Origin of the sequence: Mesorhizobium sp. M0139 (assembly GCF_040322455.1) — a bacterium.
Classification (GTDB): Bacteria; Pseudomonadota; Alphaproteobacteria; order Rhizobiales; family Rhizobiaceae; genus Mesorhizobium.
This window is the reverse complement of sequence record NZ_JAMYTN010000004.1, coordinates 312,956-336,370: the sequence shown is the minus strand read 5'-3', so window position 1 is coordinate 336,370 and position 23,415 is coordinate 312,956. Positions and strand designations below refer to the sequence as shown.

At 62.5% G+C, this 23,415-nt stretch carries 26 protein-coding genes; 22 read left to right on the top strand and 4 right to left on the bottom strand.

Features of this window, described 5'->3' with window-relative positions; genetic code table 11:
• The first annotated feature begins 7 nt into the window (after positions 1-7).
• From NKJ58_RS09035 to derI, 13 genes are all read left to right on the top strand, one after another.
• Positions 8-1,525: an FGGY-family carbohydrate kinase gene (locus NKJ58_RS09035; RefSeq protein ID WP_352853029.1), complete on the top strand. Its 1,518-nt coding sequence runs from the start codon at positions 8-10 to the stop codon at positions 1,523-1,525.
• Positions 1,522-2,298: a DeoR/GlpR family DNA-binding transcription regulator gene (locus NKJ58_RS09030; RefSeq protein WP_031201827.1), complete on the top strand. Its 777-nt coding sequence runs from the start codon at positions 1,522-1,524 to the stop codon at positions 2,296-2,298. The genes NKJ58_RS09035 and NKJ58_RS09030 overlap by 4 nt, the downstream gene beginning before the upstream one ends.
• Positions 2,295-4,010, top strand: coding sequence for a glycerol-3-phosphate dehydrogenase/oxidase (locus NKJ58_RS09025; RefSeq protein ID WP_502902280.1), 1,716 nt, complete (start codon positions 2,295-2,297; stop codon positions 4,008-4,010). Before NKJ58_RS09030 ends, NKJ58_RS09025 begins: the two co-directional genes overlap by 4 nt.
• Before the next feature lie 318 nt (positions 4,011-4,328).
• Positions 4,329-5,342, top strand: coding sequence for a sugar-binding transcriptional regulator (locus NKJ58_RS09020; protein WP_023730749.1), 1,014 nt, complete (start codon positions 4,329-4,331; stop codon positions 5,340-5,342).
• Positions 5,343-5,375: 33 nt separating this feature from the next.
• Positions 5,376-6,023 (top strand): DUF2291 family protein, encoded by a 648-nt coding sequence (locus NKJ58_RS09015; RefSeq protein WP_023672600.1) that lies wholly within the window; start codon positions 5,376-5,378, stop codon positions 6,021-6,023.
• Positions 6,020-7,558 (top strand): sugar ABC transporter ATP-binding protein, encoded by a 1,539-nt coding sequence (locus NKJ58_RS09010; RefSeq protein ID WP_023730750.1) that lies wholly within the window; start codon positions 6,020-6,022, stop codon positions 7,556-7,558. The genes NKJ58_RS09015 and NKJ58_RS09010 overlap by 4 nt, the downstream gene beginning before the upstream one ends.
• Positions 7,559-7,583: 25 nt before the next feature.
• Positions 7,584-8,717: an ABC transporter permease gene (locus tag NKJ58_RS09005; protein WP_023688198.1), complete on the top strand. Its 1,134-nt coding sequence runs from the start codon at positions 7,584-7,586 to the stop codon at positions 8,715-8,717.
• Positions 8,718-8,754: 37 nt separating this feature from the next.
• Positions 8,755-9,696, top strand: coding sequence for a D-ribose ABC transporter substrate-binding protein (locus tag NKJ58_RS09000; RefSeq protein WP_081726801.1), 942 nt, complete (start codon positions 8,755-8,757; stop codon positions 9,694-9,696).
• A gap of 109 nt (positions 9,697-9,805) precedes the next feature.
• The gene (locus NKJ58_RS08995; protein ID WP_023746782.1) at positions 9,806-11,365 is read left to right on the top strand and encodes an FGGY-family carbohydrate kinase; all 1,560 of its coding nucleotides are present in this window, start codon (positions 9,806-9,808) and stop codon (positions 11,363-11,365) included.
• Positions 11,362-12,879 (top strand): glycerol-3-phosphate dehydrogenase, encoded by a 1,518-nt coding sequence (locus tag NKJ58_RS08990; RefSeq protein ID WP_352518684.1) that lies wholly within the window; start codon positions 11,362-11,364, stop codon positions 12,877-12,879. Before NKJ58_RS08995 ends, NKJ58_RS08990 begins: the two co-directional genes overlap by 4 nt.
• Positions 12,879-13,817 (top strand): sugar phosphate isomerase/epimerase family protein, encoded by a 939-nt coding sequence (locus NKJ58_RS08985; protein WP_023753375.1) that lies wholly within the window; start codon positions 12,879-12,881, stop codon positions 13,815-13,817. The genes NKJ58_RS08990 and NKJ58_RS08985 overlap by 1 nt, the downstream gene beginning before the upstream one ends.
• Before the next feature lie 77 nt (positions 13,818-13,894).
• Positions 13,895-14,662 (top strand): triose-phosphate isomerase, encoded by a 768-nt coding sequence (locus NKJ58_RS08980; RefSeq protein WP_352518683.1) that lies wholly within the window; start codon positions 13,895-13,897, stop codon positions 14,660-14,662.
• Positions 14,663-14,688: 26 nt separating this feature from the next.
• Positions 14,689-15,126, top strand: a complete 438-nt coding sequence (gene derI / locus NKJ58_RS08975) for a D-erythrulose-4-phosphate isomerase (protein ID WP_023688203.1) — start codon at positions 14,689-14,691, stop codon at positions 15,124-15,126.
• Positions 15,127-15,141: 15 nt separating this feature from the next.
• Here derI and dhaL read toward each other — a convergent pair whose 3' ends face one another.
• Complete coding sequence (gene dhaL, locus NKJ58_RS08970) at positions 15,142-15,783, bottom strand: dihydroxyacetone kinase subunit DhaL (protein ID WP_352518682.1); 642 nt, start codon at positions 15,781-15,783, stop codon at positions 15,142-15,144.
• A gap of 26 nt (positions 15,784-15,809) precedes the next feature.
• The gene (locus NKJ58_RS08965; protein WP_352518681.1) at positions 15,810-16,817 is read right to left on the bottom strand and encodes a dihydroxyacetone kinase subunit DhaK; all 1,008 of its coding nucleotides are present in this window, start codon (positions 16,815-16,817) and stop codon (positions 15,810-15,812) included.
• 628 nt (positions 16,818-17,445) lie between these two features.
• Here NKJ58_RS08965 and NKJ58_RS08960 point away from each other — a divergent pair.
• From NKJ58_RS08960 to NKJ58_RS08945, 4 genes are all read left to right on the top strand, one after another.
• Entirely contained in the window at positions 17,446-18,177 is a 732-nt protein-coding gene (locus tag NKJ58_RS08960; protein ID WP_280938688.1) for a tyrosine-type recombinase/integrase, read from the top strand.
• On the top strand, positions 18,161-18,487 hold the full coding sequence (locus NKJ58_RS08955) for a site-specific integrase (RefSeq protein WP_023681683.1): 327 nt from the start codon (positions 18,161-18,163) through the stop codon (positions 18,485-18,487). Before NKJ58_RS08960 ends, NKJ58_RS08955 begins: the two co-directional genes overlap by 17 nt.
• The gene (locus NKJ58_RS08950) at positions 18,484-19,089 is read left to right on the top strand and encodes a hypothetical protein (RefSeq protein ID WP_023714406.1); all 606 of its coding nucleotides are present in this window, start codon (positions 18,484-18,486) and stop codon (positions 19,087-19,089) included. The genes NKJ58_RS08955 and NKJ58_RS08950 overlap by 4 nt, the downstream gene beginning before the upstream one ends.
• 232 nt (positions 19,090-19,321) lie before the next feature.
• On the top strand, positions 19,322-19,516 hold the full coding sequence (locus tag NKJ58_RS08945; RefSeq protein WP_023681681.1) for a helix-turn-helix transcriptional regulator: 195 nt from the start codon (positions 19,322-19,324) through the stop codon (positions 19,514-19,516).
• Between the two features lie 10 nt (positions 19,517-19,526).
• Here NKJ58_RS08945 and NKJ58_RS31485 read toward each other — a convergent pair whose 3' ends face one another.
• Positions 19,527-20,027, bottom strand: coding sequence for a hypothetical protein (locus NKJ58_RS31485; RefSeq protein ID WP_023681680.1), 501 nt, complete (start codon positions 20,025-20,027; stop codon positions 19,527-19,529).
• Between the two features lie 32 nt (positions 20,028-20,059).
• On the opposite strand from NKJ58_RS31485, the gene NKJ58_RS31480 reads away from it, so the two are divergent.
• The 4 genes from NKJ58_RS31480 (at position 20,060) to NKJ58_RS08920 (ending at position 22,034) form a co-directional block, all read left to right on the top strand.
• Positions 20,060-20,389, top strand: a complete 330-nt coding sequence (locus NKJ58_RS31480) for a hypothetical protein (RefSeq protein WP_023714407.1) — start codon at positions 20,060-20,062, stop codon at positions 20,387-20,389.
• A gap of 261 nt (positions 20,390-20,650) precedes the next feature.
• Positions 20,651-21,013, top strand: a complete 363-nt coding sequence (locus NKJ58_RS08930; RefSeq protein ID WP_023681678.1) for a hypothetical protein — start codon at positions 20,651-20,653, stop codon at positions 21,011-21,013.
• A gap of 131 nt (positions 21,014-21,144) precedes the next feature.
• Positions 21,145-21,444, top strand: coding sequence for a DUF6074 family protein (locus NKJ58_RS08925; protein ID WP_352518680.1), 300 nt, complete (start codon positions 21,145-21,147; stop codon positions 21,442-21,444).
• Between the two features lie 314 nt (positions 21,445-21,758).
• Positions 21,759-22,034 carry a hypothetical protein gene (locus NKJ58_RS08920; protein ID WP_023681676.1) on the top strand — a complete coding sequence of 92 codons (276 nt, stop codon included), beginning with the start codon at positions 21,759-21,761 and terminating at the stop codon, positions 22,032-22,034.
• A gap of 92 nt (positions 22,035-22,126) precedes the next feature.
• On the opposite strand, the gene NKJ58_RS08915 is transcribed toward NKJ58_RS08920, so the two are convergent.
• Positions 22,127-23,167, bottom strand: a complete 1,041-nt coding sequence (locus NKJ58_RS08915) for a class I SAM-dependent methyltransferase (protein ID WP_084558939.1) — start codon at positions 23,165-23,167, stop codon at positions 22,127-22,129.
• On the opposite strand from NKJ58_RS08915, the gene NKJ58_RS08910 reads away from it, so the two are divergent.
• Positions 23,166-23,321 carry a glycosyl hydrolase 108 family protein gene (locus NKJ58_RS08910; protein WP_023681673.1) on the top strand — a complete coding sequence of 52 codons (156 nt, stop codon included), beginning with the start codon at positions 23,166-23,168 and terminating at the stop codon, positions 23,319-23,321. The genes NKJ58_RS08915 and NKJ58_RS08910 overlap by 2 nt on opposite strands.
• Positions 23,322-23,415: the final 94 nt, after the last annotated feature.

Sequence of the window (23,415 nt, the reverse complement as noted above, 5' to 3'; positions counted from 1 at the left end):
GGTGATCATGCCCAGCCTGCTCGGAATCGATAACGGCCTCACGGTCACCAAGGCGGTCATCTTCGATACCGACGGCACGCAATTGTCCGTGGCGCGTCGCCGGGTGCCGCAATCGATGCCCCACGCGCGCTGGGCGGAGCGCGACATGTCAGGCCTGTGGCAAGCAACAGCCGACGCCATCAAGGAGGCGATCGCGCTCTCCGGCAGGCCGGCGGAAGACATCAAGGCGGTGGCGGCGACCGCGCATGGCGATGGTCTCTATCTGCTCGATCATGATCGTCAGCCTTTGGGACCAGGCATCCTGTCGCTCGACAGCCGCGCCGGCGACATTGTCGACAGGTGGTCCGCCGGTACCGTTTTCACCGATGCGCTGGCGACGACGGGCCAGACGCCGCATGTTTCGGCGCCGTCGGCGCTGCTGGCGTGGCTTAAGCAGAACGATCCTGATCGCTATGGCCGCATCGGCCATGTGCTGGCCTGCAAGGACTGGCTGCGCTTTTGCCTGACCGGCACGATCGGGACCGACCGCACGGAGGCCAGCACTTCATTCACGGATTTTCGCACGCAAGCCTATGCGCCTGAAGCGCTGCGCATCTTCGGGTTGGAGGATCTGTTCAACGCGCTGCCGCCGGTGGCGCATTCCGCTGACATCGCCGGTCAAGTCACAGCCGATGCCGCCGAAAGGACCGGCCTTCGCAAGGGAACACCGGTCGCCTGCGGCCTGCACGACGTGGCCGCCTCGGCGCTTGGCATGGGCGGCCATGAAGACGGCGTGCTCGCCATCGTCGCCGGCACCTATTCCATCAATGAAGTCGTCTCTTCGCAACCGCGCGTCGACCGGCGTTGGTTCTGCCGCAACGCCATCGACGCGGGCCGTTGGAACAACATGTCGATCTCGCCGGCCTCGACCGCGAACTACGACTGGTTTCTCGACACGTTTTGCCGCGCGGAGCAGGACAGGACGGATGGCGGCTCCCTCCACGAATTGCTGGCGGGAGAGATCGACGCGGCGTTGAAGAAGCCTTCGACCATCCTGTTTCATCCCTATCTGTTCGGCTCTCCCTATGGCGATTTGGCCAGCGGCAGCTTTGTCGGCCTGCATGGCTGGCACAATCGCGGCGACATGCTGAAGGCGGTTCTGGAAGGCATCGCCTTCAATCACCGCACCCATGTCGAGGCTTTGCGCGACGGCTTTGCTATCAGCGAGATCCGCCTGACCGGCGGCGGCTCGCGTAATCCTGCCTTCGTGCAGATGTTTGCCGACGTGCTGAACGCCCCGGTCACCGTCACCTCGACGGATGAGACCGCGGCCCTCGGTGCCGCGCTTTGCGCAGGTGCCGCGGTCGGGATCTTCGCGACGCCGCAACAGGGCGCCAGGCAGGTCGGGATGACGGAGCGGACGTATCAACCCGTGCCCGCCTCCAGTGCTGTGTTCAATGAGCGGTTTTCGCTCTACTGCCGCATAGCCGAGCAGCTGAAGTCGCATTGGCCTGATATCGAAAGGCTGGCGGGGGTAAACGCATGATCAAGGCCGACGAACGACGCGAAGAGATCGCCGATTATGTGATCAAGCTCGGCCAGGTGCGCATCGATGATCTGGTCGAGCATTTCGGCGTGTCGCGCATGACCATCCACCGGCATATCGACCGGCTGGCGCAGCAGGGCGTGCTGCGCAAGCTGCACGGTGCGGTGACGGTCCAGCCTTCCGGCCTCTACGAGAGCGCTTTCCGCTACCGGGTGACCGTCAATCGAGCCGAGAAGGATGCACTGGCGCGAGCGGCACTGGATTATATCGAGGCCGGCCAGGTGGTGATGCTGGACGATTCATCGACGGCAAACGCGGTCGCGACGCTGCTGCTCGACGTCAAGCCGCTGACCGTCATTTCCAACAGCGTCTCGACGGCGGGCCAATTGATCAATGTGGACGATATGGATTTCATCTGCCTCGGCGGCCAGTATCATCCCACTTACAATGCCTATATCGGCATTGTCTGCGAGAACGCCGTGGCGCAGTTGCGCGCCAATGTGCTGATCTGTTCGGCTTCGGCCGTCACCGGAACCACGGCTTTCATCCAGGATCCGAATGTCGTGCGGGTCAAGCAGGCGATGATGACCGCCTCCGTGAAGCGCATCCTTTTGGTCGACCACGCAAAATTCGACCGGATCGCGCTGCATGTCTTCGACGATCTGACCAGTTTCGACGCCGTGCTGGTGACCGAGGGCCTGGGCGATGCGCAGGCGCAGAGCCTCGAACGGGCGGGGGTGAAGTTGCGCATCGTCAAGACGAAGGCGCCATGAACCCAGCAGATGGAGCCGGGGCGGACAATCCCGCCGGGCGTCTCGCCGCGATGGCCGGGACCGGCGAAGTCGACGTCGTCATTCTTGGCGCCGGCATCAACGGGGCTGGGCTGTTTCGCGATCTGTGCGCGCAAGGTGTCAGCTGCCTGATCGTCGAAAAGGCGGATTTCGGCTCGGGCACCAGTGCCGCGCCGTCGAGGCTCATCCACGGCGGCTTGAAATATCTCGAGACCGGCGAGTTCGGGCTGGTGGCGCAGTCGACGCTCGAACGCAATCTGCTTCTTCAAAACGCGCCGCACTATGTCAGCCCGCTGCCGACCGTCATCCCGATCTTCTCGTGGAGCAAGGGCATGCTCGCGGCGTTGCGAACGCTGTTCGGCTCGACCAGCGCGCCGCGCAGCCGCGGCGCCATGCTGATCAAGATCGGCTTGATGATCTACGATTTCTACGGTTCACGAAACCAGGTCATGCCGCGCCACCGCATGGTCGGGCGGCGGCAGGCGCTTGTTGAGATGCCGGCGCTCAATCCGGCGATCGTCGCCACCGGCACCTACTACGACGCCAAGATAAGTCACCCGGAAAGGCTGGTGCTGGAACTGATCCTCGACGGCTTGCAGGCTCACGCGGCGTCTGCCGGTGCCAACTACACGACACTGGCGGCTTCAGCCAATGGCGTGCTCACCTTCCAGCCGGAAAACGGCAGCGCATTTTCGGTGCGGCCGAAGCTGGTGGTGAACGCCGCCGGTCCGTGGATCGACGACGTCAATCTGTTGCTTGGCGCGCCGTCGAAGATGATCGGCGGCACCAAGGGCTCGCATATCCTGTTGAAGCATGACGAATTGGTCGAAAGCCTCGCTGGGCGCATGCTCTATTTCGAGGCCGATGACGGCCGCATCTGCCTGGTCTACGACTATCTCGGCCTGGCGCTGGTCGGTTCGACCGACATCAAGGCCGACAATCCCGACGCGGTGCGCTGCGAACCCGAAGAAGTCGACTATCTGCTCGACAGCGTGCGAACGCTGCTGCCGGGCATGGCGTTCGAGCGCGACCAGATCGTCTACGCCTATAGCGGCATCCGGCCGCTGCCGACGTCCGAGGCGTCGACACCAGGGCTGATCAGCCGCGATCATTCAGCGCCGGTCGCCGAGCCGGACGGCAACAGGCCCTTTGCAGTCATTTCGCTGGTCGGCGGCAAATGGACGACGTTCCGCGGCTTTGCCGAGGAAGTCGCTGACACGGTACTCAAGCGCCTGCAGCGCAGCCGCAAGGTGACGACGCGAGCCATGCCGATCGGCGGCGGGAGGAATTTTCCGGCCAATGCCGCCGCGCGCGCGGACTGGCTGGCTAAGGCACAGCAGGCAACAGGCGCCGGGGAAAGGCGCCTTGACCAATTGCTGTCGCGCTACGGGACCAGAGCCGTTGAGATCGCCAGGCACGGGTCGGATGATGAGGGTCGTCGTCTGCCGGACTCGGACGGCTACGGCAAGGCGGAAATCGACTACATCGTGCGCAACGAATTCGTCGAACATCTGGCCGATTTCGTTATGCGCCGCAGCACGTTGGCGATAGGCGGCTCGCTGACGAGCCGCGACCTGCAGGAGATTGCCGCGATCGCGGGGCGGGCGTTGGGGTGGAGCACCGAGCGCCTCACGCGGGAGGTCGAAGCCGCTGTTGTCGAGCTCGAGGGTAGGAACCTGATGCGGCTGGACTGATCGCTTGATCGCTGACGCCGATAGCTTTTCCTGAGGCAATCCGATCGATTTGCCCTTGTTGGGCCGTGTGCTCCAAACTTGCACCCAGGATTTTGGCCCGCGCTTACGGGTTCATGCTACCACTTGGATGAGATCACACAAATTGACGTTAAAATAACGCTGCCATATGGTCATATTATATGCTTACCTTCTAATAGGCCCGCGTTGGCTGCCGAATGTCGGCTGGAGGCTACCGTCTGCGGAGGGATTGACAGCGATGCAAAGGTATGAAAATTTTTGCACGCAAAGATAATATTATCGCCCTGGGGAGGGAATGGCTTGAATTCCGGCGGATCCGCGAACCGCGACCATGAGTCCAGCCTCGCCACGCGCGCGGCCTGGCTCCACTATGCCGGTGGTCTGACCCAGGCCCAGGTGGCCAAGCGGCTTGGCCTGACCAGCCTCAAGGCGCATAGGCTTATTACCAAGGCCAACCAGGAAGGTCTCGTCAGGGTCTTCATCGACGGCGACGTCGCCGAATGCGTCGACCTGGAACAGCGCCTGATCGCCGCCTATGGGCTCCACTATTGCGAGGTGGTTCCCGATCTCGATCAGGACGAACTGCCTCTGAAGGGGCTCGGCATTGCCGGCGCCCAGTTCCTGAAGCGTGAAATCGATCGCGGCGAAGACATGCTGATCGGCGTCGGCCATGGCCGCACCCTTGCGGCCAGCGTCGAGTATCTGACGCGCACCACTGCTGCCCACATCCGTTTCGTCTCGCTGCTTGGCGGCGTGACGCGCAAATTCGCCGCCAACCCGCACGACGTCATGCATCGCCTGGCAGAGCGGACCGGCGCGCAGGCTTTCGTCATGCCGGTGCCTTTTGTCGCCAACACCACCGAGGACCGCGAGGTGCTGCTTGGCCAGCGCGGCATCAGCAATGTGTTCGCTCTCGCCAGCCGGTCCGACCTGATGTTCGTCGGAATAGGCACGGCTGAGCGGGAGGCGTCGCTGGTCGCCACCGGCATGATCGAGCCTTCCGAAATCGATGAGGTCAAGCGGGACGGCGGCGTTGGTGAATTGCTGGCGCATTTCTTCGACGACAAGGGGCGTCCGGTCGAAACGGCGCTGTCGGAAAGAATACTGGCGCTTCCGCGCGATCAGTTGAAGGGCCGCAGGATCGTTGCCGTCGCCGGCGGCAAGGTAAAGGTGCGCGCCATCAAGGCAGTACTCGAAAGCCGTTATCTCAGCGGCCTGATCACCGACGAATGCACCGCCCGCGCCCTGGTCGAGCTCGACGATGCAGCCGGGGCCGCGAAGCGCCGCGTGAACGGAGGAACTTCGAATGCGTGACAACGGACAATCCGCACCGCTGGTGGTTGCATCATGAGCGCGAAGGCCACCGCCCGGCAAGCTTCGCCCGGCCTGCGCCGGGTGCTTGCCGGCGCTGCGGTTGTGGTTCTGCTCGGCGCCATGGCGCTCGATACCAAGGTGATCAAGATCGGCTCTGCCGGCGATGTTCGCAACGCGGTGTTTTCGGCCGCCGACTACGGCAAGTCTGAATTTCCCAAGGTGCAGGCCGATGTCGAAGCGCGTGCCGCCGACGCCGCAACGGTGGCGACGGCGATCGCCAAGGACAGGGCGACGGCCGAAAAGGAATATGGCGTGCCGGCGGGAGTCGGACCGGTCATCTCGGTCAAGTTCACCGGCGTCGTCGGCGAGGGAAAATCGGGCATCTACAAGGTCGCGGTCGACGGTTTGCCGGACACGTTGACCGTCCGCGTACAGACTGGGCCGGCGATCAACGGCACCGAGCTTCGCGACGCCACCGGCAAGATCACCTTTGGTCAGTTCACCAACCAGATCGAGTATCAGGACGCCGGCTCGGCGCTGAACAACGAGATGAAGAAGGAGGTGCTGGCGAAAGTCGATACCAGTGACTTGACCGGCAAGACAATAGCGGTGGTCGGCGTCTTCAAGCTGGTCAATCCGAAGAGCTGGCTGGTCACGCCGGTGAGGCTGGACGTCAAATGACAATGACTGCCGGCACAGAACCCGCGACTGGCGATGCCGTGCTTTCGGCGCGCAATGTCGTCATGTCGTATGGCGGCGTCCACGCGCTCAAGGGCGTCAACTTCGACATCCATCGCGGCAAGGTCACCACCCTGTTCGGAGAGAATGGCGCCGGCAAATCGACGCTGATGAAGATCCTGTCCGGCGTGGTGACGCCGACATCCGGCGACATCGTGCTCGACGGCAATCTCGTCAGCTTTGCCTCGTCTTCGGACGCGCGCGATCGCGGCATTTCGATCATCCACCAGGAGCTCAGCCTGGCGCCGAATCTGAGCGTTCGCGACAACATCTTCATGGGCCGCGAACTGCGCACCAGAACCGGCCTCGACTTCGCCGAGGAGGCGCGCCAGGCGCGGGCGCTGATGGCCGACCTCGAAGAAGACATCGATCCGATGACCCTGGTCGAGGACCTGCGCCTGGGGCAGCAACAGATCGTCGAGATCGCACGCGCGCTGTCGGTCGATTCCCGCATCCTGATCATGGACGAGCCGACCTCCGCACTCAGTGCGACCGAGGTGGAGGTGCTGTTCAAGGTGATCCGCGATCTGACCAGCCGCGGTGTCTCCATCGTCTACATCTCGCACCACCTCGAAGAGGCGCTGCAGATCACCGACTACGCCGTCGTGCTGCGTGACGGGGCGATCACGGCGACGGCCGAAGCCAAGGACATCGACCTCGAATGGATCGTCCGCAACATGGTGGGTGAGAATTTCGACCTCGGCTCGCCGCCGACCGGCCATGCGTTTGGTGAGGTCGCGCTGTCGATCGAGGATGTCAGCGTCACCGACGCTTCGGGTTCAGGCTACGTCGTCGATCATCTGTCGCTGGATGTCAAAGCGGGCGAGATCGTCTGCATCTATGGGCTGATGGGCGCGGGCCGCACGGAATTGCTGGAGGCCGTCGCCGGCCGTGTGCCCATGGCGGGCGGGCGGGCGCTGCTGGAGGGTGAGGACGTTTCGGGGCTGACCATTGCCCAGCGCATCGCCCGAGGTCTGGTTCTGGTCCCCGAGGATCGCCAGCGCGACGGCCTGGTTCAGACCATGACCGTCGGCCGCAATCTGTCGCTTGCCAGCATCGAGGCGTTCGCGAAAGGCCTGTTCCTCTCCCGGCCGAGGGAACGCGCACTGATCGACGATTCGATCCGCAAGGTGACCATCAAGACCGCGGGCGGCAACGCCATGATCGGATCGCTGTCGGGCGGCAACCAGCAGAAGGTCGTCATCGGCAAGATGCTGACGACAGATCCCAAGGTCATCCTTCTCGACGAGCCGAGCCGCGGCATCGATGTCGGCGCCAAGGCCGAAGTCTTTCGCTTGCTCAGCGAGCGCGCCGCGCAAGGCCTGGCGGTCGTCTTCTCGACTTCGGAGGTCAATGAGTGCCTCAGCATCGCCCATCGCATCGTCGTGATGCGGCGCGGCAAGATTTCAGCCGAATTCGGCGCCAACGCCACCAAAGAGCAGATCATGGCCGCCTCCGGCGAAGCCGTGGTCGCCTGACCATAGAATTTCGGAGCCCCGACCCATGAGCGATGTCAGCCAGGCCAGCAAACAGTCCAGCCCCAATGCGGGCGGCGAGGGCTTCGACGTGGCCAAGCTGCTGCTCGAAGGCCGGGCCTTCTTTGCCCTGATCGTCATCATTGTCGTCTTCTCGATCCTGTCGCCCTATTACCTCTCGGTGGCGAATTTCCTGACCATGGCCTCGCATGTCGCCATCTTCGGGATTCTCGCCGTCGGCATGCTGCTGGTCATCCTCAATGGCGGCATCGACCTGTCGGTCGGCTCGACCCTCGGGCTTGCCGGCGTCGTCGCTGGGTTTCTGATGCAGGGCGTGACGCTGACCTGGCTGGGCGTCGTTCTCTACCCGCCGGTCTGGGTGGTCGCGGTACTGGCCTGCATGCTGGGTGCGGCCGTCGGGCTTATCAACGGCGTGCTGATCGCGCGGTTCAAGGTTCCGGCCTTCGTCGCCACGCTCGGCGTCATGTACATGGCGCGCGGCCTGGCACTGCTGATGACCAGCGGCCTGACCTACAACAATCTCGGCGGCAAGCCGGAGTTGGGCAACACCGGTTTCGATGCTCTCGGCTTCAACCGCCTGTTCGGCGTGCCGACCGGCGTGGTGGTGCTGGCGGTTATCGCGCTGATCGGCAGCATCGTCCTGAACCGCACCGCCTTTGGACGCTGGCTCTACGCCTCGGGCGGCAATGAGCGCGCCGCCGAACTCTCCGGCGTTCCGGTCAAGACCGTGCAGATTTCGGTCTATGTGCTGTCGGGCATCTGCGCCGCCATTGCCGGCCTGATCCTGTCCTCGCAGCTGACCTCGGCCGGACCGACCGCGGGCACCACCTACGAATTGACGGCCATCGCCGCCGTCGTTATCGGCGGCGCCGCACTGACTGGCGGCCGCGGCAATATTCGCGGCACTCTGCTCGGGGCCTTCGTCATCGGCTTCCTGTCCGACGGCCTGGTGATCATCGGCATCTCATCCTACTGGCAGACAGTGTTCACCGGCGCCGTCATCGTGCTCGCCGTGCTCCTCAATGCCGTTCAGTATCGCCGCCGTAGCAAGCTTCCAGCTTCGACGGGCGGCCAACCGACTTCTCAGAAACGGGGGAAGGCCGAACCGGCCAATCCTGCCCAAGGGAAGACTGCCAGCTGACTGGCAGCAAGACCGCGTAATCATTGGAGGAATGTACATGAAAATCGTGCTTAGAAGTTTGCTTGCCGCCGCGATGGTGGTCGGGTTTAGCGCAGCCGCATCGGCCGCAGGCCTGATCTCGATCATCGTCAACGATCCGGCCAACCCCTACTGGCTGACCGAAGGCAACGTCGCCAAGGCCGAAGCCGAAAAGCTTGGCTATACAGCCAACGTCGCCGCCCACAAGGGCGACACCAATACCGAAAGCAATCTGATCGACACCGCCATCACCAACAAGTCGGTGGCGATCATCCTCGACCCGGCCAATGCCGATGGTTCGGTCGGCGCGGTGAAGAAGGCGATTGCCGCCAACATCCCGGTTTTCCTCGTCAATGCCGAGATCAACCAGGAAGGTCTTGCCAAGGGACAGCTCGTCTCCAACAACGCCCAGGGTGCGGCTCTCGGTGCCCAGCAGTGGGTGCAGGCGGTCGGTGAAAAGGGCAAGTATGTCGAACTGCTCGGCGCCCCGTCGGACAACAACGCGGCCACGCGCTCGAACGGCTACGCGACCGTGCTGAGCCAGTATCCGGATCTCGAAAAGGCCGCTTCGCAGGTCGCCAACTGGGATCGCACCCAGGGCCACGACAAGATGCAGAGCATGCTGCAGGCCAATCCCGACATCATCGCCGTGATCAGCGGCAATGATGAAATGGCGCTTGGTGCGGTTGCGGCGCTGAAGGAAGCCGGCAAGCTCGCCGGCATCAAGGTCGGCGGCTTCGACGGCTCCCCGGATGCGGTTGCGGCCATCAAGTCCGGCGAACTGCAGTACACCGTGCTTCAGCCGGTGGCCATCTTCTCGGCCAAGGCCGTGCAGCAGGCCGACTCGTTCATCAAGACGGGCGCTACCGGCGCCACCAGCGAGAAGCAGCTGTTCGATTGCCTGCTCATCACCAAGGACAATGTGGACAAGTACACCGCACCCTTCGTGCTGTCGGAATAAAAACCTGCACAGGGGGTGTCCTTGCGGACACTCCCTGCCTTTTCCACGGCTCCAGACAACAAAGACTGCTCCTTGTGAATTGCCTCCATAATCATCCGGAACTCAGCGCATGAAAGACCTGCTGATCGGGATCGACGCGGGAACGTCCGTGATCAAATCGGTCGCTTTCGATCTGTCGGGGCGGCAGCTTGCCATGGCGTCGATGACCAACAGTTTTGTCACGCTGGAAGGCGGCGGCGCCGAGCAGGACCTCGATCAGACATGGCGCGACATGGCGCTGACCGTCCGTGAGCTGGCGACGAAAGTTCCCGACCTCGCGCGGCGAACCGCGGCGATCGCGATCACCGGGCAGGGCGACGGCACCTGGCTGATCGATGGTGACGGCTTGCCGGTCGGTCGCGCCTGGCTCTGGCTCGACGCCCGCGCCGGACATCTGGTGGACGAGATGCGCGGCGATCCCCGGGATCGCACGCGGTTCGAGATCACCGGCACCGGGCTCAACGCCTGCCAGCAGGGCGCTCAGCTCAGCTGGCTGAAGAGGAACAGCCCTGAAATTCTGGAGCGCGCCGCCACTGCCTTTCACTGCAAGGACTGGCTCTATTTCAAGATGACCGGCGAGCGCGCCACCGATCCATCGGAAGGCACCTTCACCTTTGGCGATTTCCGCTCGCGCAGATATTCCGACGAGGTGCTCGACATTCTGGATCTGACGTCGCACCGCCGCCTGTTGCCGCCCATGCTCGAAGGCACGACCGATCATCATCCGCTTTCTGCGTCGGCAGCAAACGAGACCGGCCTGCTTGAGGGCGCGCCGGTGGTGCTGGGCTACGTCGACATGGTCAGCACCGCGCTTGGCGCCGGCCTCTATGATCCAAGCGGCAATGTCGGCTGCACGGTCATCGGCTCGACCGGCATCCACACACGCCTGGCGCGCACCCCTGATGATGTCGTCCTCAACGACAATGCCTCCGGCTACACGATCGCCATGCCGGTTCCGGGCGCCTATGCGCAGCTGCAATCCAATATGGCGGCGACGCTCAACATCGACTGGCTGCTTGGCCTGGCGCGCGACGTGCTGACCGCCAGCGGCGCAAAACCTTCGCGCGACGAGCTGCTGAAAGCGCTCGATGTCTGGGTCGAAGGATCGGAACCGGGGTCGCTGGTCTATCAGCCTTATATCTCGCTTGCCGGCGAACGCGGCCCGTTCGTCGATCCAGACGCGCGCGCCGGCTTCATCGGGCTTTCCGTCAAGCACGGTTTTGGCGATCTGGCACGCGCGGTTCTCGAAGGATTGGCCTTCGCGGCCCGCGATTGCTACCAGGAAATGGGCAGCGTGCCCGGCGAAATCCGCCTGTCTGGCGGCGCCGCGCGCAGCCCGTCGCTGCGCCGTATCATCGCTGCGGCGACCCGCGCGCAAGTCAGGACCAGCAGCCGCCAGGAAGCCGGCGCCGCGGGTGCGGCGATGATGGCCGCGGTCGGGCTTGGCGTCTATCGCTCGATGGATGTTTGCTGCGCCGAGTGGGTGGCGCCGCTGCTGGGCGAATGCGACGCCTATGACGAGGCGCTTTCGCAAACCTACGATGCGCTGTTTCCGTCTTTTGTCGCGGCGCGTCAGGCGCTGCATCCGGTGTGGAAATCGATGGCGCACCGCACAGGAGCTAAGTCTTGAGCGATACAACAGATATTGTCGATCTCTTCGTGATCGGCGGCGGCGTGAATGGAGCGGGCATAGCGCGCGATGCCGCCGGCCGTGGGCTGTCGGTCATCCTGTGCGAGAAGGACGATCTGGCGCAAGGCACCAGCTCGCGTTCCGGCAAGCTGGTGCATGGCGGTCTGCGCTACCTCGAATATTACGAGTTCCGGCTGGTGCGAGAAGCGCTGATCGAGCGCGAGGTGCTGCTTGAGGCGGCGCCGCACATCATCTGGCCAATGCGTTTCGTGCTGCCGCACAGCCCCGAGGACCGGCCGGCATGGCTGGTGCGGCTCGGGCTGTTTCTCTACGACCATCTTGGCGGCCGCAAGCGGCTGCCGGGAACGAGGACACTGAACCTGAGAACGGCGCCGGAAGGGGCGCCGATCAGGGACGAATTCAAGCGTGGCTTCGAATATTCCGACTGCTGGGTCGATGACGCCAGGCTGGTGCTGCTCAATGCGCTCGATGCCAGTCAGCGCGGCGCAAAAGTCTTCACTCGCACGGCCTGTATTGCTGCCAGGCGCGAAGGCGGCCTGTGGTCGATCGACATGCAGGACGGCCGCACCGGTGCTGTGACGAGGGTCCGCGCACGCGGGTTGGTCAACGCGGCCGGGCCATGGGTGAATGACATCGTCAGCCGCGTCGCCGGACAGAATTCCACCCGCAACGTTCGCTTGGTGAAAGGAAGCCATATCGTCGTGCCGAAATTCTGGGAGGGACGGCAGGCCTATCTCATCCAGAACAACGACAAGCGGGTGATCTTCGTCAACCCGTATGAGAACGATCTGGCGCTGATCGGCACCACCGACATTCCTTATGAAGGTCGGCCCGAAGAAGTGGCCGCCGAGGCAAGCGAGATCAATTATCTGATCAAGGTGGTCAATCGCTACTTCAAGCGGCAGCTGACCGCGCAAGATGTGGTCTACAGTTTCTCGGGCGTGCGTCCGCTCTATGACGACAATGCCGACAACCCGAGCGCGGTGACGCGCGACTACATCTTCGAACTCGACGCCCCGAACGGTGGCGCGCCGCTGCTTTCTGTGTTCGGCGGCAAGATCACCACCTTCCGCAAACTGTCCGAACATGCGCTCGAAAAAATACAGCCCTTCTTTCCGACCATGAAGAAGGCCTGGACGGCCAAAATTCCCCTGCCGGGAGGCGACCTGCCCAACGCGGATTTCGAGCAGTTCCTGGGTGATCTGCACGCCGAGTTTTCGTGGCTTAGCCCGTCGCTGGTGAAGCACTATGCTCGAAGCTACGGCACGCGCACACGCGCTTTGCTGAAAGGGGTCAAAGACGAAGCGGATCTCGGCCGTCGTTTCGGCCCGGATTTCTACGAGCTCGAAGCTGTCTTCCTGTTCGAGACCGAATGGGCGATGACCGCCGCCGACGTTCTCGAGCGCCGGACCAAACACGGGCTGCATATCAATGCGGCCGAGCGGAAAACATTCGAAGACTGGTGCACAAAGACAATGGCGGCGGTGAACTGATGGCCTTCACGCTTTCGCTGAACACCAACCCGCTGGTCAATCGCTTCGCCGACCCCGACGATCTGATCGACGCCATTGCCTATGGCATCGGCATCCGCGACGTGCAGCTGACGCATGAATTCGTCAATCCGGGCTGGCCGGCGGCAACGATCGCCAAGTTCGTTCGCCTGTTCAACAGCGCCCTGGCGCGGACCGGCGTGCGGATCACTTCGGGTATGACCGGTCCCTATGGCCGGCTCAATCATTTCGGCCATCCGGACGCGGATGTGCGCCGCTATTATGTCGATTGGTTCAAGACCTTCGCCGACATCTCCGCCGAACTCGGCGCGTCGGGCATGGGCACGCAGTTCGCCATATTCACCTACAAGGATTTTGACGATCCGCAGCGGCGCGCGGCGCTTCTCGACATCGCGCTCGAATGCTGGCGCGAAGTGGCCGAGCACGCCAAGGCGGCGGGCCTGACCTACCTTTTCTGGGAACCGATGTCGGTCGGCCGCGAGTTTGGCCACACGATCGAAAGCTGCGTCGAATTGCAAGGCGCCGTCGATGCGGCCAAGCTGCCGATCCCGATGCAGATGATGGTCGACATCGACCATGGCGACGTGACCTCGCCCAATCCTGACGACACTGATCCCTATGCCTGGGCGAAAGCGTTCCCGTTGCAATCGCCGATCATCCACATCAAGCAATCGTCGATGAACAAGGGCGGGCACTGGCCGTTCACCGCCGCCTACAACAAGGATGGCCGCATCATCCCGCAGAAGCTGCTCGACGCCGTGCGGGCGGGTGGCGGAACCGACAATGAAATCTGCCTTGAACTTTCCTTCCGGGAGAGGGAACCGGTCGATCATCAGGTTATTGCAATGATCCGTGAGTCGGTGGATTTCTGGGCGCCTTACATCGACAGCGGCCGCGAAAGTCTCAAGCCTCGCGCTTGAGGGAAAGCGCCGGCCCGTAGGCCGGCGCGCTGGCCGGAAACACGCATCATCCGAATTTCGGATCGAAGGAGAGAAGAATGGCCCCATATTGGGTCGGCACGAGCTGGAAAATGAACAAGACGCTGGCGGAGGCGCTGCAGTTCGCCGAGGCATTGGCTGCCTTCGTGCCCGGCTTCGATCCGGCGATACAGCCTTTCGTCATTCCGCCCTTCACCGCGGTGCGGCAGGTCAAGGCGGCGCTCGCCAACACCCGCGTCAAGGTTGGCGCCCAGAACATGCATTGGGCCGATGCCGGTGCCTGGACGGGCGAGATTTCGCCGGTGATGCTGAGGGATTGCGGGCTCGACCTGATCGAACTCGGCCATAGCGAACGCCGCGAGCATTTTGGTGAGACGGACAGGACCGTAGGACTGAAAACGGCGGCGGCGGTCAGGCACGGCTTTGTGCCGCTGATCTGTGTCGGCGAGACGCTGGCCGAGCGCGAGGGCGGCCGCGCCGACGAAATTCTGACCGCGCAGGTTTTGGGCGCGCTGCAGGGTCTCGCAAACAATGAGTTGTCGGCAGAGATACTCTTTGCCTATGAACCGGTGTGGGCGATCGGCGAGAAAGGCATTCCGGCCAGCGCCGACTATGCCGACAAGCAGCAGGCGCTGATCAAGCAGATCGCAGCAACCCGGTTGCCGACCGCCCCGCTTGTGCTCTACGGCGGCAGCGTCAATCCCGGCAACGCGGCCGAACTGATTGGCCAGCCGCATATCGATGGGCTGTTCATCGGCCGCTCGGCATGGCAAGCGGAAGGCTATATCGACATTCTCAAAAAGGCGGCGGCCGCCATCGCGCGCTGACCACGAAAACGAAGGAGTTAATTGCCATGAAGATCGCACTCGGAGCCGACAGCGCCGGCAAGCCGCTGCTCGATGTCATCGCCAAGCATCTCGCCACCAAGCCAGAACTGCAGGTCGTCGATCTCAGCCAGGCCGGATTCTACGCCGATATTGCCGCTGCGGTCGGCCACGAAATTGTCGACGGCAATTACGACCGCGCCATCCTGTTTTGCGGCACCGGCATCGGCGTCAGCATCTCGGCCAACAAGGTGCCCGGAATCCGTGCCGCGCTAACCCACGACACCTATTCGGCGGAACGCGCTGCGAAATCCAACAATGCCCAGATCATCACCATGGGTGCGCGCGTCATCGGCCCCGAACTGGCCAAATCGATCGCCGACGCCTGGCTGGCCTCGGAGTTCGATCCGAACGGTCCCTCTGCCGCCAATGTGCAGGCTGTCGACAGGCTCGACGCGAAGCGCTGAGGATTCGCTCCCGACCTAGCCGGTCAAGGCGATCCGCATCGCCTCGATGACGGTTACGGCGGACGCCGCGCCTGGATCCATATGGCCAAGCGAGCGTTCGCCGAGGCGGGAGGCCCGGCCCTTGGTGGCGATCATCGCCTTGGTCGCCTCCGCGCCGGCCTTTGCCGCCTCGGCTGCAGCCGCGAGGCTGCCGGCCAGCCCCTTGCCGGCGGCCAGTGCCTCGCCCGCAGCCCTCGCGGCCGGCGCCCACGCATCGATCATCGTCTTTTCGCCAGGCTCGGCCTTGCCGCGATCCTGAATGCCTCTGGCCATCGCTTGGACCATAGCGACCGCGTCGGCGTCGTCGAGCGTCGCCTTGCCCTTGACGGCGGCCGCGCCGCGCATGAATGCCGTGGCATAGAGCGGGCCCGAGGAGGCGCCGACGGCATTGAGGAACGACTTCGCCGCCGTGTTCAGCAAGATGGTCGGATCGGTGGTGCCGGTATCCAATGCGGCCACCGCATCGCGTGCCGCGGAAAATCCAAGCTCCATCGCAATGCCGTGGTCGGCATCGCCGATCACCCCGTCAAGCGCGCACAACCGATCCCGGTCGGCTGACATGGCGTCGGCGATGGCCGCGAACATCGCGGCAAGGCGGGTGGTGTCGATTGTCGTCATCTCTTGTTCCTTGCCGTTCACCAAGTTTACCCGGCGCGAAACATGGCGCAGTCGCAAGGGTGGTCGAGCATCGTTTGCAACTCGTCGTCGAGGTGGTGCAGCGTAATCGAAGCGCCGGCCATTTCGAGCGAGGTGCAGTAATTGCCGACCCAGCTTGCGTGAATGGATACACCGATAACGTCAAGCCTCTGCTTCACGCGCCGGTTCATGATGTAGAGTTCCATCAGCGGCGTCGAACCCAGCGAATTGACCAGCACGGCGACCTTCTCGCCGCGTGCCGGCGCCATCTCGGCGAGAATCCTGTCCAGCATTTCGTCAGTGATCTCGTCGGCCGTTTTAAGTTTTCCGCGTGCGATGCCGGGTTCGCCATGGATGCCCATGCCGATCTCCATCTCGTCGGGTCCGATTTCGAAATTCGGCCGGCGGGTTTGCGGCAACGAACAGGGCGCCAATGCGACGCCCATGGTAAAGGTGTGGTCGTTGGCTTTCCCGGCAATGCGTTGGCATTCATCGAAAGACAACATGCGGTCGCAGGCGGCGCCTGCCGCCTTGAAGATGAAGAAGTTCCCTGCGACACCGCGCCGCTTGTGCCTGTCGCCAACGGGCGCGGAAGCGACGTCGTCGGTGCTCAGCACCGTGCGCACCTCGATGTCGTCCATCGCGGCCATCTCGGCCGCCATGTCGAAATTCATGACGTCGCCGGCATAGTTGCCGTACATGAACAGCACACCGGCGCCGCCGCTCGCCGCCTTGGCGCATTCGAGGATCGGGTCGGGCGGCGGAGAGGCGAAGACATTGCCGATCGCCGCCGCGTCGGCCAGCCCCTTGCCGACGAAGCCGAGAAAACTCGGCTCGTGGCCCGAGCCGCCACCAATGACGAGGCCTACCTTGCCTTGGCGCGGTCCATCGCGGGCGATGATCGAGCGCGGGCTTCCGTCAACGGCTTTGAGATGGCGGGGATGCGCAGCCAGGATGCCTTCCAGCATCTCGTCGACGGCCCGATTGCCGTCATTGATGATCTTCTTGGTTTGCACCAACGTCCTCCCGATTTGGTATTTTCATAGATGATACCGGGCGTTATCAGGCTGCCTTCGGGCGAGGGCAGGGGCGCGATGCCCACCAAACTGCCTTCGATCGGCTTCGTAGCTGTTTACCAGCCGTTCTGGCAGAACCGAAGCGGACCGACGTGCACGGACAATGGCGCTGTAGTGTACAAGATCGCACCACGGCTTAGAAAAGGCGGTGGCTCCCGGGGCCGGATTCGAACCAGAGACCAACCGGTTAACAGCCGCTCTCGGGATAGCCCACCAGCGCCATATACCGGTTGTTCCACTCCTGAAAAACCCCTTGTTTCATAACGGTTTCAGCTTTCCTGTTGCACATTAGAGCACACAGGGCAACATGGCAGCAGTTGCATCCTGTTGCCCCGACGTTGCCCCGGAGAGCCCTAATGCCCCGCGAGAACCTGACCGACAACCGCCTGAAGGCTTTGAAGCCGGCTGCTCCTGGCAAGCGATACGTGATCATGGATGCCCAAGTCCCGAGCATGGGCGTCCGCGTAACCGACAAGGAGCCGTCCAACGGTTCAAAGCTTAAGGCCGGACAAGTCAGCTTTGTCTACATCGCCCGTTTCGGTGTTGCAACTCAGCCAGCCGCCGCGCGCTGGGAGAGTACGACGTCATGTCGCTTGAAGCGGCACGCACCAAGGCGAGGCAGTGGGCAGCGCTCATTGATCGCGGCATTGACCCGAAGGTCCAGGCTGACGAGGAGCGGCAGGCGGCGGCGAGGGCAGCGACAGAGAGCCGTGACCGGTCTTTCGAAACCATCCTTGAACGGTTCATCAAAGCCCGGCGCCGCGATGGCATCCGCAAGGCCGACGAGGACGAGCGCGACCTCAACCGGGAATGCCTGCCGAAGTGGAAGGGCAGGGACGTCGCCACCCTCACCAATGCCGACATCATGGAAGTGGTCGAACCGATCTATGCGCGCGGCGCGCAGCGGCAGGCGCTCAACATCGCCCAGAAGATCGGGACGTTCTTCGGCTGGTGTGTCGATGACGACCTGATCACCGCCTCACCCTTCCGGGCAAAGAAGGTGCGCACCACCATCGGCGAGAAGGGATCAAGGGACCGCGTCCTGACCGATGCTGAGATTGGGGCGCTCTGGACTGCCACGGCCGCTGGCGACGTCTACAGCGCCGTCTATCGGCTGCTGCTGCTGACCGGCCAGCGCCTCAACGATATCGCCCAGGCGTCTTGGTCCGAAGTCGACGTGGACCGCAAGACGCTGACTGTGCCGGCGGCGCGCTTCAAGTCCGGCCGCGATCACGTTGTGCCTCTCACCGAAGAAGCTTTGTTCTCTCGACGGCGCGGGACCGGTGACGATCGGCCATAAGGTCAAGCTTCGGATTGACGCCGCCATGCTCGCAGCGCTTCGGAAAGACGATCAAGAGGCCAAGCTGCCGGCGTGGGTCAATCATGACATCCGCCGGACGGTTCGCACCCGGCTGTCCGAGCTCGACGTGATGGACGAGGTTGCCGAGGCTGTCATCGGGCATGTGCCTACGGCGCTCGTCAGGACGTACAACCAGTCTGACCGCCTCAAGGTGAAGCGAGACGCCCTGACGCGTTGGGAGGGCGCCCTTCTGGCGCTGACGGGCCGCGAGACGGCCAGCAATGTCGTTGCTATGAAGGTGGGCAAATGACGATCAAGGGTGTGATTTCCGGCACGACCATTTCGCAGCGCCAGGTCGACAAGCTGTCAGAACTGCTTGCCTCAAGCGGTTTCATCCCTCCCGACGATGACTGGTTGCTGGTGCGTCTGCAGGACATTGTTTTCCGCTACGAGGAATTGGCGGAACGTCTCGACCCCAAACTTGTGGCCGAGCGCACTTCCCGATTCGCTGAATATCGCGAAGCGATTATCACGACGGACAGGCTCCTCGACGTGTGGGCGGACGGGATGACCTCCCCCCGGCTCAACCCTGAGGTCGTGACCAATCAGGGAGTTTGGGACGAGATGCCCGTTCGGCATCTCAATTCAGACGAGGAACTGGCTTCGGCTCTGATGCCGCCGGAGTTTTCCCAAGCTGATATCGACGTCGCCAAGCGCGTCCATGCACATCTTGCCGAGCTTTTTGACAGTGTGCACCGCAGCTATCTTGAGGGCCGACGGGTGACCAACGAACATCGTGAGAGGATTGCGACGGTACAGGGTTTTGTGCGGCTATGGTGCCAAGCGATGAAAATTCCCCAATCGGACATCAGAATATCGGCCAGCACCGGCAGCCCCGCTATGAATTCATAGAGGCTGGCGTGTCGATGGTCCTTGGCACTCCGATGGAGCGAGAGACTATCGAGAAGCAGGTGATCGCATATCGGAAAAAGATCAAAGAGAGTCAGCACTGACGTTTGCCACCGTCGGCCAGGCCTAATACGACGCGTCAATTTAAACGCCAAGAAACACTACATTTAGGTGTATCCGTCCGGAAGAAAATGCATATCTTAGGAGGCCTTCGTAAGCAACGTAAGGCACTCCAATGCAAACTCTTATCGCCTTCAGTGAACTCCCCTCCAAGGGGATCGTGTACTCTCGAAATTACATCGACCGCATGATCAAGGAGCACCGGTTTCCTAAGCCGGTGTTCCTTTCGCCCCGTCGGCGCGCCTTTGTCGAGGCTGAGTTAGATGCTTGGGTGAAGGCCCGCGTCGACCAGCGAGACGCGGTGGCCTAATGACCACTGATCACGAACATAGCGCCGCTATCGATGAGGCTGCAGCCTGGCTGCGATCTGACAGCCGGGAGCGCATCAGCCGGCCAATTATCCCCCACCTGAAGCAGGCGTTCGGCCTGACCGCTGCTGAAGCGATCGAAGCGATCAGGGAAGCGAACCTGCGGCGGGCCCGCGCCACATGAGCGAAATTACGCCTAGCCGTAAAACTGGCCGACCGAAGGGCTACATCGCCAACTACCAGCCGCAGACCAAGACGCTGGCGCTGCTCGATGCGGTCGACATGGTTCTCACCGAATACCGGGAACACTGGCCGCTCACGATCCGCCATGTCTTTTATCGGCTGGTCGGCGCCTACGGTTATCCGAAGGATGAGTCGTTTTACTCGAAGCTGATCGACCATATCGGCAACGCGCGCCGCGGCCGGGTGATCCCGTTCAATGCGATCCGCGACGATGGCGTGGTCACGCACCGCATGGACCATTTTGACGACCAGAACCATTTCCTGCGCCATGTGCGGTGCTCGGCGAAAACTACCATCGGAACATGCTCGCCAATCAAAACCTCCACGTCGAGGTCTGGTGCAAGGCCGGCGGCATGCTGTCGCAGCTCTTCAAGGTCAGCCGAGAATTCTCGGTGCAAGCGTATTCCTCAGGCGGCTTCGACAGTCTCACCGCGAAGAAGGATCTGGCCGATCGAATATGCGAGATCGCAAAGCCGACGGTGATCCTGCACCTGGGCGACTATGACCCGAGCGGCAAATCTGTGACAGTCGACCTCAAGCGCATCGCCCTGACTGCTGACCAAATGTTTCGCTATTCGCTGCCTACCGCCGCCCAAGAAGACCGACAGCCGCACCGCGCGATGGGAGGGTGAGACATGCCAACTCGAGGCGCTGTCGCCCGACAACATCGCTCATATCTTGCGGTCACATATCATCGACCTGTTCGACGTTCACCAGTTCCATGAAGACCGCGATATACAGGCACGCGAGCGGCAGTTGATCACTGCAGCCTTGCCGGCCCCGAGGGGGGATGCGTGACCGTCCAGCCCAGCCCATTCATCCCCGGCGCCGACGCCAGCAATCCGCGGTGGACCGGCTAGCGGAAGAAGATCCAGCGCAGCGCTGCCATCCACATGAGGTGGGGATCCACGTTCAAGGAATGCGAGGAGGCTTTCGCCGACTGGCACCACTGCGCCCTGCAAATCGTTCACGCCGAGAACATCAGCTTTCGGTTGCTGGCCTTCGTCCGACAGCACCTCAACATGAAGGCCGGGACCATCAGCGGCACGAATTTCGAATTTGCCAAGATGGGAGGAGGCTGCTCAATCAAAACGACATCCCGCGAGATAGGCCTGTACGAGCGGCTCGGCCTGTTCATCGTGAGCCGGTGGCGGCACAAAATCCCGGGTGGTGGCATCAACGAAGTGCGGACGCTTCGGTTGGCGCTGCCGACGCCCTTCAATCCAAAGTTTACAGCGAGAGGTGAGGAGCCATGAGGACCACAGTGGTCCCGCATGCCGGCGCTGGTCTCCTGGACCACAGTGGTCCCGCATGGACCTTTCCCGCACCCCTCCGCAGGCGAGACCACAGTGGTCCCGCTAATACAGCCATCTTGCTCGGGTGACGCATGACACAACTCGACCTTTTCAAGCAGCCAGCAAGGAAGACCGGCCAGATAGTGGCATTCCCCGCCGATCGCCGCGCCGTCCTTATCCGCGCCACCGCAAACGAACTCTGCACCCTCCACTATATCGCCGGCCGCAAGTTCTGGAGCGAGCACGTCAAAGGCCTGCGAGCCCAGCTTCGCGCTGTCGGTATTCCCTGCCGCCAAGTCGATATGGAAATCCGTCGATACTCGGCAGCCGTTGCCAGCACTATCGACCATTCCATGCCCAATCATGGAGCGCCGCCGCCAACGGCAGCATAACCGTCCGCGAAGCGGAACGAGTGGGGGTGTGGGGCCTCAGGCCCCGCGTCTTCCTGTCAGCGCTAAACGCCGCGCGCGCGAGGCTCCTCATTGCCCCTGTTTGCATTGAAACTGAGTTCTGAGAAAACCGCCCAATGCTCCTGCTCGGAACGCGACTTTTTCTCACCCGCTGCTAAGCGTCAGAAAAGAGCGCACACTAGCGCCCATCCGGCTTCAAACCGGTTGTTCGCACGCGTGAAACCCTTGCAAACCAGCCATTCTTGCCGCATCGTCTGCGTCGATAATTCATCTGGGGCAAGGCAAAGGCAACGAAAGTGCTAGCCATCAACCCCGCTCAAGCGCCTGACATCGCCCGCAAGTATGGCGGCCTTGCTCAAGGCATGCTGGACCGCCGCACGCGCGAGTGGCGCCGCCGGCAGGAGCTTGTCGACATGTTCGCCCAGGCGCTCGGCGGTGCTGACACACTGACCCCAGTGAAGGGCAAAATTCGAAGCGTCGACGCGATTTCGAAGGCGATCCGGGAGAACCCGGAACGTGCCATCCGGTTTGCAAGGCAGCCGGGGAAAACCTCGACGCCTGGTTCCCGATGAACCCGAAATAGACGCTAGAAGACGCTCTGCGGACGCACGGCCTGATCAACTAGTCCAGGCCGACCCTGCGCCGGATGCGTGTTGCCAGCAGGCTAAGCAGTTCCCGCGTGGGGATGGTGTCTCTGGCGGCCGGCACCTTGACGATTTCCCGCTCGATCTTCACCGGCTGGATTTCGCGATAATCCGGCCCGACTTCGGCATCGAATTGCGCGTGATGCCGCAGAGCGAGCTTGATGCGGACGGCGTTTAGGGCGTCGTTGGAAAGCGCCGCATGGGTGTCGCTGCGGCGCAGCTGCACCACGAACTCCGAACCGATATTCTCTTCGATGAAAGGCGATCTTAAAGTTGACAAGCTTGAGCGCGTTCAACTCGAAAATCGCCAGCTCGAACATCGCCGGCGTGAAGAACCATGCGTGGTTGTCGACATAGGGCCTGCTGTCGGACATGTCGCCTTTAAGGTCGCCCTGATATTCCGTCCATGCCGCTTCAAGGCTGTGGGCGTAGCCGAGCGGCGAGTGATCGCCTTTGATCCACGCCGACTTTCCGCCGCGTGTCGCCGCCGAGCATCGCCCCTCAAACAGCGCTTCCGGTGAATGCCTGATGCGGCCTTCCCGGTAGGCGGTGAGAATTTCGCGCAGGCTGGTGGGAGACTTGAGCAGGTCGAAGCATTTTCGCATATCGGGAACGGCCAGCGAAATGATGCCGTCCGGCTTCAACAGGCGGGAGCATTGCTGCAGGAAGCGAATAAGGTCCGGCGTATGCTCGATCACGTGGCTGGCGATGAGGCAATCAAAACCATCCGACCGGACGGCCAGGGCGGCTTCGTCCAAGGGCTGGCCGGTCCAGACGATGTCGACATTTTCAATCTCGTCAACCTTGTTGCGGATGACTTCGGCCGTGTGACCACGGGCCATCTCGCGCAAAGCATCGCCGTCCTGGAAGTCCACTATTGTCGTATCCCAGCCGTCCGCCCTCGGAGCGATCGGGCTGAAGAACGGCCCGATTTCAATTATCGACATGCTGGTTTTGTCGATATTTCTCTTTCCTCCGCAAAGTAATACCCCGCCCGGCCGTCTGATATTTGCTCGCGCGCGCTTCGTCCAGCCCGCCAGTTGGCGGAAAGGAACTCGCATGGCTGTTTCTAGCGAGAAGCAAAGCCTTGACCTCGTGCTGGTGCACGAACGCGGCTACTCCAACCATCCTGCCGACGGCCCGACCATGAAGGGCGTGACCCAGCGTGTTTATGACGGCTACCGCAAGCGCAAGGGCCTTGCGCTTGCGGTATAGCAAGACGCCGGTAGCGGTTGGCGCAGCCGGGTGATGTCGTCGAACCGAAAGTCAAACGGCAGTTCCGCTCCACTCTCCAATCGGAGAAATTGGC